We start from the raw sequence: 15,231 nt of genomic DNA, 5'->3' as shown, positions 1-15,231 counted from the left end.
TGAAATGCAGATTAAAAACCTTAAATTTGCATCTTCATCTATTAAACACAATACGTCATGAAAACGACCTTTTTAGCCGGTTTCCTGTTGCTATGTACAGGTACACTTACCGCACAATCACCAACAAGTACCCGAACAATTTCCATAGAAGTCAGTAACACTTGGAACAAAGATAAAACAGATGCCCCCGTCGTACTGAAACTCAACGATCTGAAACCCGGTTTCCAGGTACGTTCCGCTGTAGTAATGAACGGTAATAAAGAAGTTCCTTCACAGTTGGACGATTTGAACGGTGATCTGAAAGCCGACGAACTGGCATTCGTCATCGACATGCCTGCACAGAGTAAGAAAGAACTCACGGTCACCTTATCTTCTACCAAGACAGATAAAAATTATCCTACACGTGTTTTTGCCGAACTACTGGTACGTGAGCCCATGAAACAAAAACACGCTCCCATACAGTCGGTCACAGCACCGGGTACCACCAATTTCTATAATATGATATACGGACATGGTCCGATGTTTGAGTCCGAACTTGTGGCATACCGTGTATACTTCAATGCCAAACAGACCGTGGATCCCTATGGGAAATTCCATAAGGGACTGGAAATCAAAGAAAGCCAATTCTACCCCAACGACGAACAACTGGCACGAGGTTTTGGAGATGATGTGCTGATGGTGGGAAACAGCTGTGGCATCGGTACTCTGAAAGGCTGGGACGGAAATAAAGCTATCCATATAGAACCGGTAGCTTTTCGCACTGAACGTATCCTTGCATACGGTCCCGTCCGTACCGTAACCGACATAGAAGTAAAGGGTTGGAATTATCAGGGTAGAGAGTTAAATATGACCAACCGTTATATCCTCTATGCCGGCCATCGCGACCTATTGGTAGAAACGTTCTTCGATGAACCGTTGAAAGACGAAGTTTTCTGTACCGGCGTACAAAATATTATGGGTAACGAGACTCTCACTGATTCCGATCACATGGGATTGATAGGCAGCTGGGGAAGACACTGGCCCGTAAATGATACTGTGAAATATGCCAAAGAAACCGTGGGTATCGCCACTTATATTCCGCAGAAATACGTTCGTAAGGAAGTGAAAGATAAAGATAACTTTCTCTACACTATATCTGCACCGGGCAACGACCGTTTCCATCACTATACAATGTTCACTTCCTGCAAGGAAACATTTGGCTATCCCACACCGGAAGCCTGGTTTGCTTATATGCGAGATTGGAAAGAAGAGTTGGAACACCCTGTGGATGTAAAGCAACTGACAGCCCAAGAAAAAAATTACGTATCCGAAGTATGGGTATCCGATTTGGGAAACGGGAAATATAAAAATCCGGTACTCTATGCTGATTACTCCGATCCTGACGCCTGCCGCGTAGGAGATGATTTCTACCTAACCTCTTCTAGTTTCAACTGTCTGCCCGGTCTCCAAATTCTACATTCCAAAGACCTTGTGAATTGGACTATCATAGGTGCCGCCGTACCATACGCACTAACTCCCACCGAAACGCCCGAACGACCGGAACACGGTAATCGTATATGGGCTCCGGCCATCCGTCACCATAATGGCGAGTTCTACATTTTCTGGGGTGATCCCGACCAAGGTGCTTTCATGGTAAAAGCCAAAGATCCGAGTGGACCGTGGACCAAACCTGTACTAGTAAAACCGGGAAAAGGCATCATCGATACTTGCCCCTTCTGGGACGAAGACGGTAAAGTATACATGGTACATGCCTATGCCGGTAGCCGTGCACAACTGAAAAGTGTCATTGCCATCTGTGAACTGAACGCCGAAGCAACCCGGGCCATCACTCCTTCACGCATCATTTTCGATGGTCACGAGGCACATGAAACCTGCGAAGGTCCGAAGTTCTACAAACGGGGCGATTATTACTACATTTTCCATCCGGCAGGTGGTGTACCTACCGGGTGGCAGGTAGTACTTCGTTCTAAAAATGTATACGGTCCTTACGAATGGAAAACTGTGATGGCACAGGGAAACAGCCCGATCAACGGTCCCCACCAAGGTGCATGGGTGGATACCGTAACCGGTGAAGACTGGTTTCTACACTTTCAAGATGTAGGTGCTTATGGCCGATTGGTACACTTGCAACCCATGAAGTGGGTGAACGACTGGCCTGTTATCGGTATTGATAAAGACGGTGACGGCTGTGGCGAACCTGTATTGACCTATAAGAAACCAGATGTCGGCAAATGTTATCCCATCTGTACTCCGCAGGAAAGTGACGAGTTCGACGGGTACACGCTGTCTCCGCAATGGCAATGGCATGCCAATATCAATGAGAAGTGGGCATACAGCGCAGGCGACCGAAGTGTTATACGTCTATACTCTTATCCGGTAGTAAAAGAATACAAAAACCTGTGGGATGTAGCTAATCTGCTTTTACAGAAAACCCCTTCCAGTAATTTCACGGCCACCATGAAGTTGACCTTCAAACCTATACAGAAGTACAAAGGTGAACGTACCGGACTGATTGTCATGGGAATGGACTATGCCGGGTTAATCTTAGAGAATACAGATAAAGGACTGGTTCTTTCACAGATTTCTTGTCAGAATGCCGACAAAGGCAAACCAGAACAAATAAATGGAAGCGTGAATTTGGCAGATAATACGATTTATCTGAGAGTGAAATTCAGTACAGATGGAAAGAATATCAAAAGCAGTGAAGGAGGACACGATCTCATGGTGATGTGTAACTTCAGTTATAGTCTCGACGGAAAACAGTATCAACCACTCGGCCAGCCCTTCCAAGCTAAAGAAGGCAAATGGATCGGAACTAAAGTGGGAATGTTCTGTACCCGTCCTGCCATTGTCACCAACGATGGAGGTTGGGCAGATATAGACTGGTTCAGAATTACCAAGAAATAAGTACTGTATCTATCTCACTTTTTATGCGTATATTTGCATTGAATTAATAGGAACAACGTATGAAAAGACTGATAATATTTGATTTAGATGGTACATTACTGAATACCATTGCCGACTTGGCACAAAGTACAAACCATGCTCTGCATGTATTGGGATATCCCACACACGAAGAATCCGCCTATAATTTTATGGTAGGTAACGGAATCAATAAACTGTTTGAACGTGCCCTGCCCGAAGGAGAGAAAAGTGAAGAAAATGTGTTGCGTGTACGTACAGAATTTATTCCTTATTATGATGTGCACAATGCAGACAAGAGCCGTCCCTACCCCGGCATTTCCGGGCTGCTGGAACAATTGCAGGCAAAAGGATTGCATATAGCCGTCGCTTCCAATAAGTACCAGGCGGCCACCGAAAAGCTGATAGCCCACTATTTCCCCGGCATTCGTTTCATCGCTGTATTTGGACAGCGGGAGGGCGTGAACGTGAAACCGGATCCGACCATCGTGGAAGATATTCTTGCTATAACTAAAGTAGAAAAAGAGAGTGTACTCTACGTAGGAGATTCCGGAGTAGATATGCAAACGGCACTCAATGCCGGTGTCACCTCCTGCGGGGTTACATGGGGCTTCCGTCCACGTACTGAACTGGAAAGCTTTCATCCGAATTACATCGTAGACAAAGCAGGGGATATTCTGTCTCTCATTAATCAATAATCACTATTTTTTAATGTGGAATATCCGGGGAAAAATATACATTTCTCCGGATATTCTGCTTTATAACATCATTAGACCGGGCTTTAACATTATAATACCATATAGAAAACAAAAAATACACGCCTAAGAACAAATATTCCACAACTGATATTTTACATTCCGATACATTTGCATCAAACAATTAACAGTGTGTACGAACACACTAAAGAAAAAAATCACTTATTTAATTTATAAACATGCAAAGGATGTCTAACAAAATGAAAAACATGCGCGCATTTCTGCTATCATTACTGGCAGTGATATCGCTTAGCGTATCAGCGCAGAATGTAACCGTGAAGGGTACGGTTACAGACAAAACAGGAGAAACCGTTATTGGTGCTTCCGTAGTACAAAAAGGTAATACCAGTAACGGTACAATTACCGATATCGACGGTAATTTCTCTCTCAGTGTTCCCTCTAATGCTACCTTAGTTATTTCTTATGTGGGAATGACCACACAAGAAATTGCAGTAAAAGGACAAAAAACAATCAATGTAGTTTTAGCTGATGATGCACAGGCTTTGGAAGAAGTTGTGGTTATCGGATATGGTACTGTGAAGCGTAAAGACTTGACAGGCTCTGTAGCAACGGTCAGTTCCGATGTACTGGCTGCTGTTCCAGTGGCTTCTGCCACAGAAGCTTTGACCGGCAAAATGGCAGGTGTACAGATTACCACAACAGAAGGTTCACCAGATGCTGAAATGAAAATTCGCGTACGTGGTGGTGGTTCAATCACAGGTGATAACACTCCATTGTTCATTGTAGACGGTTTTCCTGTGGAATCCATCAGCGATATTCCTGCTTCGGATATTGAAGATATCACAGTTCTGAAAGATGCCTCTTCTACAGCTATCTACGGTTCACGTGGTGCAAATGGTGTAATTTTGGTAACAACGAAGTCTGGTAAAGAAGGAAAAGTCAACGTTAGTTATAACGCTTACTATAGCTGGAAAAAAATTGCCAAGACTCTGGATGTACTTTCTCCAAAAGATTATGCTAAATGGCAATATGAATTGGCAGCTCTTATTAAATCAGATGACTTGAGTTCATATGAGAAATATTTTGGAGCTTATACCGATATGGATATGTATGACAATATTCCATATAATGACTGGCAAGATTTAACATTTGGCCGCACAGGTCATACATTCAATCATAACTTAAATATCAATGGTGGTAGCGATAAAATCAAATATGCATTCAGTTATAGCCATATGAATGATAAAGCTATCATGGAAGGCTCAAATTACAAACGTGACAACTTTAGTTTGAAATTAAATACTAAACCTGTGAAGAATGTAACACTGGACTTCTCCGCGCGTTACTCTGATACTGATATCAAAGGAGGTGGTGCAAATGACGTTAGTAGTACTTACGACTCAGACAAGCGTTTGAAGTACTCTGTAATTTATACCCCAATTCCACTTTCAAATCTGGATTCTTCTGCAGGTAGTTCTGATGATGACTTAGGAAACTTGTATCACCCATTAACTGCTATCTCTGACAATGATCGCGAACAGGAACGTAAAACCTTGAATGTAGCAGCCAGCTTCGGTTGGGAGATCTTTAAGAATTTCAAAATCAAAACAGAAGTCGGTTATGACGATTATCGCAACAGTGACCAACGCTATTGGGGGCTGACTACCTATTATATCAAAAACGTACCATCTGACATTAATCAAGGAAAACCCGCTGCGCAATTTGCGAACACGAACCGTCATAAGTTCCGTAATACCAATACTATCAGTTACGATTTCTCCAAATTATTTAAAGGAGATAGTCATCACTTGAATGCAATGGTAGGTCACGAATGGATTATAACTAAATCTAAAGTATTAACTGATATTATACATGGTTTTCCTGAATCATTCACAGCACAAGATGCATGGAAATACTCCTCACAAGGAGTACCCTTCTCCATAGATAATTATATTAATCCAGATGATAAATTATTGTCTTATTTCGGTCGTGTAAATTATGACTTCGAAAGCAAGTATCTGGTTAGCGCAACATTTCGTGCCGATGGTTCTTCCAAATTTGCTTCAGGTAATCAGTGGGGTTATTTTCCCTCTGCTGCTGTTGCATGGCGTATTTCTTCCGAAAGATTTATGGAAGGTACCAAATCTTGGTTAGATGATTTAAAACTCCGTTTCAGCTATGGTACTGCCGGAAACAATAATATTCCTTCGGGGCAGATGAATTTAAATTATGTATCTTCAGCCACATCATGGATTAATGGTTTCAGTAACTACTGGGCAGCTTCTAAAACAATGCCAAATCCTGATTTGAAATGGGAAACTACTATTACCCGTAATATTGGCATGGATTTCACTGTCCTGGGTGGTAAACTTAATGGTAGTGTGGAAGCTTATTTAAATACAACTAAAGATTTGTTAATCCAATTTCCAGTTTCCGGTACAGGATACGATTACCAATACCGTAATATGGGCAAAACTCAAAACAAAGGTATTGAAGCAACTCTAAACTGGACAGCTATTGAAAAGAAAAACTTCGGTTTGAGCTTCAGCGCTAACATTGGTTTTAACAAGAATGAAATCAAAGATCTTGGCATCATGAACGACTTCGGAGCAGAAACATATTGGGCTTCTTCTGAAATTGGTTACGATTTTTGGATTGCGAAAGGAGGTTCTGTAGGTAAAATGTATGGTTACCGTTCTGCTGGACGTTATGAGGTAAGCGATTTTGAAGGTTACGATGCATCAAGTAAAAAATGGATATTAAAAGATGGAGTAGTGGATGCATCTGCCGTAGTAGGAACTTTACGCCCCGGTATGATGAAATTACAAAATCTTGACGGTAGTGAAGATAACAAAGTAACTTCCGATGACCGTGAAATCATTGGGGACGCAAATCCTCTGCATACAGGCGGTTTTACTATCAATGCTCGTGCATATGGCTTTGATTTGAGTGCAAATTTCAACTGGAGTTATGGCAACGATGTATATAATGCCAACAAAATTGAATTTACCCAAACCGGTAAATACCAGTATCGTAATTTGATTTCAGATATGGCTGATGGAAAACGTTGGACTAATTTAAATGCTGACGGTACAATTTGTAATGATCCCGCCCAACTAGCTGCAATGAATGCCAACACCACCATGTGGTCACCCTATACCGCACGTATGGTGTTCAGCGATTGGGCTGTTGAAGATGCATCATTCTTACGCTTGAATACTTTGACATTAGGATATACCTTACCTAAAGCTCTGTTGAACAAAATAAAGATTCAGAATCTGCGTTTCTATGTAACAGGTTACAACTTATTCTGTATTACAGATTACTCAGGATATGACCCAGAAGTTTCAACTGTCCGCAAAACAAATCTGACTCCGGGGGTTGACTACTCTGCATATCCCAAGAGCCGCCAATTTGTTATAGGTGTTAACTTAAACTTCTAAACTAATAAAAAGAAAGACAAATATGAAAAGATTTATATACATATCACTGTTATCCCTTTCATTGACAGGTATAATGACCTCCTGTGATTTGGATGCTCCAGCACAATCTGCAATGGAAGAGCCTAATTTGTTCAATGTAAAAGAATTGGCAGAAGCTGCCGTAATGGGTATTCATCAATCTTTTGGCGAGACAAACTCATATCGTGGTCGTTTCCTTCCTTATTATGGAATAAATTCCGATATCGAATGGATTAATAATATGGACGCATCAAAAATCGCAGATGATGGTAAATACGAATTATGTACATATGCAGCCCGTCCATCCAATACTCAAATGAATACTGCCAATAATGCTTGGGCCAAATTTTATGAAGGTATAGAACGTGCCAATTTATGCATACGCGGCTTAAAAAACCATTCAAATCTTGAAGATCCTGATTTTGCTCAACTCTTAGGTGAAGCCATTACTTTAAGAGCTGTACTCTATCTTGACTTGATTAAAGGTTGGGGAGATGTTCCCGCACGTTTTGAACCCAATAGTTCTGAAACTGTGTACCTTCCTAGAACCGATAGAGACGAGATCTATCTTCGTCTTTTAAGCGATTTGGACAATGCAGCTGAGATGGTACCTTGGCCAAACGGTTCAGATGTTACTAAAAGTACTGAGCGTGTCAACAAAGCTTTCGTAAAAGGACTCCGTGCCCGGATCGCACTCTATGCAGCCGGATATAGTCAGCGCGCAGATGGTGTACGTAGAAGTACTAATCCAGAATTGAGTGTTGATAAAATGTACACTATCGTAAAAAATGAATGTGAGGATATCATCAAAAACAGTGGTTGTCAGTTAGGAACATTTGAAGAAAATTTCAAGAAACTGTGTCAGGACAATACTACAGCTGGTGGAGAATCTATTTGGGAAATACCATTTGCAAGTGGACGTGGTCGCGTATTATACACATTTGGTGTAAAGCATAATGTTGCTGACCAATATACGTCACAGGCTCAGGGGGGTGTCAATGGTCCGTTACCTTATCTGTTTTATGATTATGATATCCAAGACATACGCCGTGACATAACTTGTGTACCTTACGAATGGGGTAAAGATTTAGTTGATGGAAAAGCCAAACAAGAACTACGTAGTTTAAAAAGTTGGTGTTTTGGAAAATTACGATACGAATGGATGAACCGTATCGTAACTTCCACCAATGATGATGGTGTAAATTGGCAATATATGCGTTTAGCAGACGTTTACTTGATGGCGGCAGAAGCAATTAATGAATTAGATGGTAATCCAGCAAATGCCGCAAAATACTTAAAGCCCATTTTGGATCGTGCTCTACCTGCAAGTAAAGTAACAGCATACATGAACCAAGCAACAGCCAGTCATAATGATTTCTTCAATGCAATCGTTGAACAGCGAGCACTAGAATTTGCGGGAGAATCATTAAGAAAGGCGGATCTTATTCGCTGGAATTTGTTGAAAACAAAATTAGATGAAGCCAAAGAAAAAATGAAGAAATTGGCAAGACGTGAAAGTCCTTATAATGATCTTCCTGAGAAACTCTACTATAAAACTGATACAGATGGAGAGTCTTTACTTTTCTACGGATTAAACCATGGTGAAACAGGTACTGCCCCTGCCGGTTATGAAAACGTTACTTGGATCAACACAGAGAAGTTGCCTGATGCTTTAATTGATGCTCTTTATCAAAAGAACCCTGATGAAAATCAATACTGGCCTATCTGGCAGACATTTGTCGATAGTAGTAACGGTACACTTTCCAACAACTAATATATTGTTGAACATACACATTAAAAGATTATCATGAATAAATTCAAGAAATATACATACCTGTTAGGACTAGCATGTACAGTCCTAACAGTAGCATGCGATGACCAAAGTGAGGAAATTACCTATTTGGAACATAATCACTTATTCGCTCCATTCGGTTTAGAAGCAAAGGTTAACAATACCATTGACGTACGTTTAAACTGGACTGTCAATTCCGAAGCATCGTCCTACGACTTGGAAATCTATGCCAATGATAGCCTAACATTTCAAGGTACCCCAGTACGTACCTATACTGATATCACAGCGGATCAATTACCCTATGATGTTACAGGACTAGAAGGTGATACCAAATATTCAGCCCGAATCATGTCTAAAAGTGAAAAGATTGAAAACTCAAAATGGAATGGTGTTTTTTTCAAGACAGATCCGGAAAAACTTTTAAAAGAGGTTGATGAAGATAATCTTACAGCTTCATCAGTTACTCTATACTTTGAATTAAACAGAACGTTTACCGAAGTGACAGTAACTCCAGAAAAGGGTGAAACCATAAAACAACCCATTTCAAGCCAAGATATTGAAAACGGTTATGTCACTGTAAATGGACTCGCAGGTAACACCAGTTATACAGCTAAATTACTCAACAATGAAAAGAATTGTGGTATACGTACATTTACTACGCTGATTGATCCAGCCACCGCAATAGTTGTATCACCAGAAGGAAAATCCTTGCAAGATGCAGTCGTAGAAGCAACTGCAAACAAGAATCTCATTTTGGTTCAAGCTGGCACTTACAATATTGATGAAGTTATTGTTGATAAAGAAGTACAGATCATAGGTGAACGCTTTAAAGATAAACCGATTTTGGTAGGTAAATTCAATATGGTTGAAGGTTCAGGTATTACAATGCGTAACATCATTATGGACGGAAACAATGCTAAGGTGAAGAGAATGTTCTCGTATGAAGATGGAACTACGGCTAAAGAAGTAAAGGTTGAAGCTTGTGAAATCAGAGGTTACAAAGAAGGTTTATTCGTAATTAATAATACGGCTAAACCTATAACAGTAAGTGCCATCACTATCAACAATAACCTAATCTACGACATAGCTTGTGATGGTGGTGATTTTCTTGATAGTAGATCAGGTTCCATCAAAGCTTTAACAATAACTAACAATACTATCTACAATTGCTCTCAAGTAAAAGCGCGTGAATTCATTCGTATTGACGGAGATGCAGATAAGAAGCCATGGAATCCTGAAATTACCGAATACACCATTAAACTGGAAAACAATACCATTGTCGGTGCCAGTAAGACCTTCAAACGCTTGATGTACGTTAGATACCCAGGTGCAAAAGTTACAATGAAGAGTAATCTGATTACAAACTTCTCCGGTTATCTGAACGATCAGAAATATATTGAAGCTAAAAATATCACAGCTAGTAATAATCGTTACTATAATGCAAAAAATGCTGGTATAATCCAATATAAAAGTGGTGATGAGACAATTAAAGCATTTATAGACGATAACTGCGTAGAAGCCAAGTTCGTTGATCCCAAATTCAAAGATGAAGCAAATGGAAACTTCACTATCACCAATGAAGATCTTATCATTGATAAAGTTGGCGATCCTAGATGGCTAAAATAAAATAGTACTAACCAATCATAAAAGTCTCTGAGACAATGAAGGGAGGACATCGTTGACCGGTGTCCTCCCTTGTTGTTATGTTTCTTATATTCATCCACCCAACCTGCTACGAACATTTATGAACAGTCTTCACATCCTTATGGATATGACTTTGGTCAGATATCCCGACCGGGTATTAGTTGTAACAGACAGTAACAAGAACTATATATCCAAATAGCGCTTACTGTTTCAATACCTTATCCCGATATTCCGTCGGTGTCATTCCCATCTTGTTCTTGAAACACTTGCTGAAGTAACGCGGATCATTGATACCCACCATATATGATATTTGTGTCATGGAATACTCACCGGTTTCTATCAACTGCACGGCACGGTTTATACGCATATCCTTGATAAATTCGATAGGTGCCAAACCAGTCAGCGTTTTCAATTTCTTAAAGAAAACCGAACGGCTGACAGCTAATTCCTGTACTAAATCATCGACTACCAAATCTCCGTTATCCATATTCTTCTCCATCAGCTCCAGAAGTTTATCCATGAATTTACGGTCGTTGGAGGACATAATCGGTGCTTTCTTGTCCTCTGTATCTTCCTCCGGCAAAGAAGCGACACCGGCAGACATCAGATCTTCACGATACAGAGCTTGCAACTTTTTCCGTTGCGTCAGTAGATTTTTCACACGTGCTTTCAGATAGGTGGCACTGAAAGGCTTGGTTATATAATCGTCCGCTCCATATTCCAATCCCTCCAATTTACTTTCGATGGAGGTTTTGGCAGTCAAAAGGACAACAGGAATGTGGCTGGTAGTCATGTCAGCACGTAGCTCACGGGTCATAGCTATACCATCCTTTTCCGGCATCATCACGTCACTGATAATGATATCAGGCAGGAACTTCAATGCCTTACTCCACCCCTCCATACCATTCCCCGCCTCTACGACACGATATTCTGAGGAAAAGATACTACGCAGGAAGAGTCTTAATTCCGAATTATCTTCCACCAAAAGCATGACACCTTTAGAGTTTCCCATTTCTTCTCCTTCAGGCGTTTTTTCTTCCTCCATATGGTCATGAGCCATCTCATCCTGATTACCAACAGGTTTGGCTACCTCCATTCCGGCGGTAGCATCATCCTGCATAAACTCAACAGAATCATCATAATGTTCCTTACCTTTCTGGAAATCAACCTTAAAACAACTTCCCTCTCCCAACTGGCTATCCACTGAAATCAAAGCTTTATGCATTTCAACCAACTCCTTCACCAGTGACAAACCAATACCTGTACTGGACTGATTGAATAGATTACGATCCACCAAATTCTCAAAACGTATGAAAATAGAGTTCTTCTTGCTATCCGCAATACCGATACCCTGGTCTTGTACACCAATTGAAACAGTATTTTCATCCTCATGGATAAAGACTTTTATCATCTTTCCATTTGATGTATATTTAAAGGCGTTAGACAATAGATTAAAGACAATTTTCTCGTACTTATCGACATCTACCCACAAATAGAGTTCTTCTTTCTCCGTCTCAAACAAGAAATCAATCTGATGTTCATCAGCTACGGAATCGAAATTCTCCATAATCTTACGGGTATACGCCACCACCTCAATGCGTTGTACCAGCATTTTCATTTTCTTATTCTGTATTTTACGAAAATCGAGTATCTGGTTAATCAAACGCAACATACGGTTCGTGTTCCGCTCCACCACCTGCAACTGCTCACGGGCATCTGCCGGAAGCGAAGCATTCTCCAACACATATTCTACCGGACCGGAAATCAACGTTAATGGAGTACGCAGTTCATGAGAAATATCCGTAAAGAAGCGCAACTTCATATCCGTCATTTGTTGCTCCATAAATACCCGATGCTTCAAACGATAGATAGTAAACAAGATATAAACGGCAGTTACGATAATCAGCACAATGAACAATACATATAGGAAGTAAGCAAATGGAGTTTCCCAGAAAGAGGGAAGAATTTCGATATCGAGTAAACGCGTATTTTCCGTCCATACTCCATCAGCATTAGTAGAACGTACCTTAAAAACATAGTGCCCTTTCGGCAAGTTAGTATAGGTAGCCATACGCTGTTTGCCCACATAATTCCATGCCTTCTCAAATCCATCCAGAGTATAAGCATACTGTATCTCGAAAGGTGCCGTATAGTCAAGCGCGGCAAACTGTATCGTAAAAATATTCTCCTTATGAGAAAGTTTCAACTCGCGCGTATCATCTAATGCCTTCTGCAATACCGAGCCTTCTCCAGGCAGTACATTTTCATTGGCAACCAGCAGCTTAGAGAACACAATCGGGGGGATATAACTACTTTTACGGATGGAGTCGGGATTGAAAACAAAAATGCCATCACTCGCCCCAAACATGATATTCCCCCACGAAGTATAGGCTGAAGCCGCTTCACTGAACCTGACCTGAAAGGATATACGCTTGTCCACATAATTCTCAAACTTTTCTTCCGCAGGAATAAACTTGCTGACACCATTTTCGGTACTCATCCAAAGATTACCCTTAGCGTCCTCACGTATGGAGAGTAACACATCTGAAGGTAAACCGTTCTGTACACAATAGGATTTGAACATGGCGTGGCCATTTTCGTCAATAGACATCAATTTATTCAGTCCGCCACCAAAAGTAGCCAAATAGAGTTCCTTTTTTCGAGTAGAGATTATCCAATGTACATCATTATTACTCAAGCTATTAACATCATCTGTAACACGTACAAAATGATGGAACACCGCATCCTCTGGAGATTTAAAGTCCGCATTTACCATCAAAGCACCTACGGTAGTACCTATCCAGATATTCCCTTGATGATCGCCGGTTATGAAACGAGCTTTATAACAGTCATCAATGGGATAGCCCTTAAGGTTATTACGATGATTGACAAAGATTTCCCTTCCTCCCTGATTACGCGTCAAGTAATTCACGCCACCAGCAAAAGTCGCTATCCAAATGCGGCCACGTATGTCTTCGTAAACGCAATACACATTGTCGTCACTCAGACTGTAGATGTCATCCTTACGATATTGATAACGAGTCAGCTTATAACGCATTGCCCCTTGCGGCTCCGCTTTCACCAGTCCGTCACCCTTAGTGGCAATCCAAAGATTGTTCTTGCTGTCTTGCCGGATAAAATACACATTTCCTATCAGTGGAGTACCTGTACGGGATACCGTTCCTGCCTCAGTGAGATAGCCGAGCTCTTTATGATTTCTATCGTAGACACGCAGTTTACTATCCTTCAGCCCCACCCATAGGTTATGCTCTTTATCCTCACAAAGAGCACGTACTTCATTACTCAGCGACTCATACCGATGGGGCTCGGGCGTAACCATCCTAAACTGAGAAGGGCGGAAAGTTACCTTTTCCAATCCTTTGGAATGTGTACACATCCACAGATTACCTTGTCTGTCAGAGAAAGCGGAATGAATTTTGTTGGAGAAACGCCAATTTGCATCAGTCAGTCCATTATAGAAAGGACACAAACGATTACTTTCCTTATCAAAACGCGAAAAGCCACCGCCATATGGATGTACCCATACCGTACCGTAAATATCCTCATGTACATGAAAAGCCGGACGTGAACGATCGGTACTGGTAGGTTCCACCTTGATAACTTCTGTTTTCAGTACCTTTGTTTTCGGATTGAAATGGACCACCGTACCGGAAATTTCTTGTTCAAACCATATTTCCGAAGTTCTATCCACATAAACGGAACGAATCGGCACTTTAGGTAGATGGGACGCTTCAAAATGTTCCGTCGTCTTGGATTGGAATTTGTAAATAAAGAAACCATCCGTGGCGGTTACAATCACCATTTCCTGTTCATTCAATTTCCGGATAGCTACAATCCTTGAAGAAACGGGCAACTGAAGTAGCCGGAATTGTCCGTCTTTCTTCTGATAACGCCATACGCGTCCACTACCCGAACCAAAGAATATCTCGTCATTGTGTTCCTGAGCAGCATAAAAGAGCTGCCCGGCAGAAGTTTCCTGTTTGGACGCTTCTACAAAATAAGATACGGATTGTTTGCTTCCCGCCGGAAACATTGTCAATCCGTTATTAGTCAACAACCATTCATTTCCTGAAAGATCTTCGAATACATTATGTATAAACGTAGCTTGCAAAGAACCGTTCTTTTCAGAATACCAGTCTGTCGTCAGGCGATATGTCTCAGGGTTTGTCTTTATTCGGATAGCACCCTCTTTCTCCGTAAGTAACCAGACGGAACCACAAGGCAATATTTTAATAGTGGCAACGGTGGCTGCGGCACCGTCTTTCTCCGTGGCAGGTACTCGTTCGAATACTTCCGAACGAGGATCAAAACGATAGACGTGGTTATCGTATGTCTGCATCCAGAGAAAACCGTATTCATCTTCAAACATCTGATCAATGCGGTTGTTCGTCAAATCGATCTGGTTATCCAACTTTGCTTTATAGGTTCTAAAAGTATACCCGTCGAATTTATTAATTCCGTCCCAGGTAGAAAACCACATATTACCTTTTCTGTCCTGCAAAATACTCATAACGGTATTTTGGGAAAGTCCGTCTTCTGATGAATAATGAGTAAAAAAACAGTCGGGCTGCGATTTGGCCGACAGCGCACATACTAAACTGGCAATCAGATATAAGATTCTTTTCATAATGGATCTATTCTATGCGGTAAAGATACATATTTCAGTGAAAAATCC

The 15,231-nt window shown here is 41.1% G+C and carries 6 protein-coding genes and 1 pseudogene; 6 read left to right on the top strand and 1 reads right to left on the bottom strand.

The features are described 5' to 3' along the window. Window positions 1-57: 57 nt before the first annotated feature. From C1A09_RS16555 to C1A09_RS12035, 6 genes and pseudogenes are all read left to right on the top strand, one after another. Window positions 58-1,275 (top strand): annotated as a pseudogene (locus C1A09_RS16555) (DUF4861 domain-containing protein); the annotation flags it as partial. After that, a complete protein-coding gene (locus C1A09_RS12055; RefSeq protein ID WP_245875025.1) occupies window positions 1,264-2,907 on the top strand; it encodes a glycoside hydrolase family 43 protein in 1,644 nt (547 codons plus the stop codon). The pseudogene C1A09_RS16555 and the gene C1A09_RS12055, both read left to right, overlap by 12 nt. 59 nt (window positions 2,908-2,966) lie before the next feature. Then, window positions 2,967-3,620, top strand: a complete 654-nt coding sequence (locus tag C1A09_RS12050; RefSeq protein ID WP_101544524.1) for an HAD family hydrolase — start codon at window positions 2,967-2,969, stop codon at window positions 3,618-3,620. A 245-nt stretch (window positions 3,621-3,865) separates the two neighbouring features. Further along, window positions 3,866-7,081, top strand: coding sequence for a SusC/RagA family TonB-linked outer membrane protein (locus C1A09_RS12045; protein WP_180949220.1), 3,216 nt, complete (start codon window positions 3,866-3,868; stop codon window positions 7,079-7,081). A 22-nt stretch (window positions 7,082-7,103) separates the two neighbouring features. Continuing rightward, on the top strand, window positions 7,104-8,873 hold the full coding sequence (locus tag C1A09_RS12040; protein WP_101544520.1) for a RagB/SusD family nutrient uptake outer membrane protein: 1,770 nt from the start codon (window positions 7,104-7,106) through the stop codon (window positions 8,871-8,873). A 33-nt stretch (window positions 8,874-8,906) separates the two neighbouring features. Beyond that, window positions 8,907-10,517, top strand: a complete 1,611-nt coding sequence (locus C1A09_RS12035) for a DUF4957 domain-containing protein (RefSeq protein ID WP_101544518.1) — start codon at window positions 8,907-8,909, stop codon at window positions 10,515-10,517. Window positions 10,518-10,737: 220 nt separating this feature from the next. On the opposite strand, the gene C1A09_RS12030 is transcribed toward C1A09_RS12035, so the two are convergent. After that, complete coding sequence (locus tag C1A09_RS12030; protein ID WP_101544516.1) at window positions 10,738-15,183, bottom strand: hybrid sensor histidine kinase/response regulator transcription factor; 4,446 nt, start codon at window positions 15,181-15,183, stop codon at window positions 10,738-10,740. Between the last annotated feature and the right edge of the window lie 48 nt (window positions 15,184-15,231).

Origin of the sequence: Bacteroides cutis, from assembly GCF_900241005.1 — a bacterium.
GTDB classification, from domain to species: Bacteria; Bacteroidota; Bacteroidia; order Bacteroidales; family Bacteroidaceae; genus Bacteroides; species Bacteroides cutis.
The sequence above is the reverse complement of the archived record's forward strand: the minus strand, read 5'-3'. Positions and strand labels throughout refer to the sequence as shown.

Excerpts from the sequence above, each read along its gene's own strand:
- C1A09_RS12050 (WP_101544524.1), top strand. The coding sequence starts at position 2,967 with ATGAAAAGACTGATAATATTTGATTTAGATGGTACATTACTGAATACC.
- C1A09_RS12045 (WP_180949220.1), top strand. The coding sequence starts at position 3,866 with ATGTCTAACAAAATGAAAAACATGCGCGCATTTCTGCTATCATTACTG.
- C1A09_RS12040 (WP_101544520.1), top strand. The coding sequence starts at position 7,104 with ATGAAAAGATTTATATACATATCACTGTTATCCCTTTCATTGACAGGT.
- C1A09_RS12035 (WP_101544518.1), top strand. The coding sequence starts at position 8,907 with ATGAATAAATTCAAGAAATATACATACCTGTTAGGACTAGCATGTACA.
- C1A09_RS12030 (WP_101544516.1), bottom strand. The coding sequence starts at position 15,183 with ATGAAAAGAATCTTATATCTGATTGCCAGTTTAGTATGTGCGCTGTCG.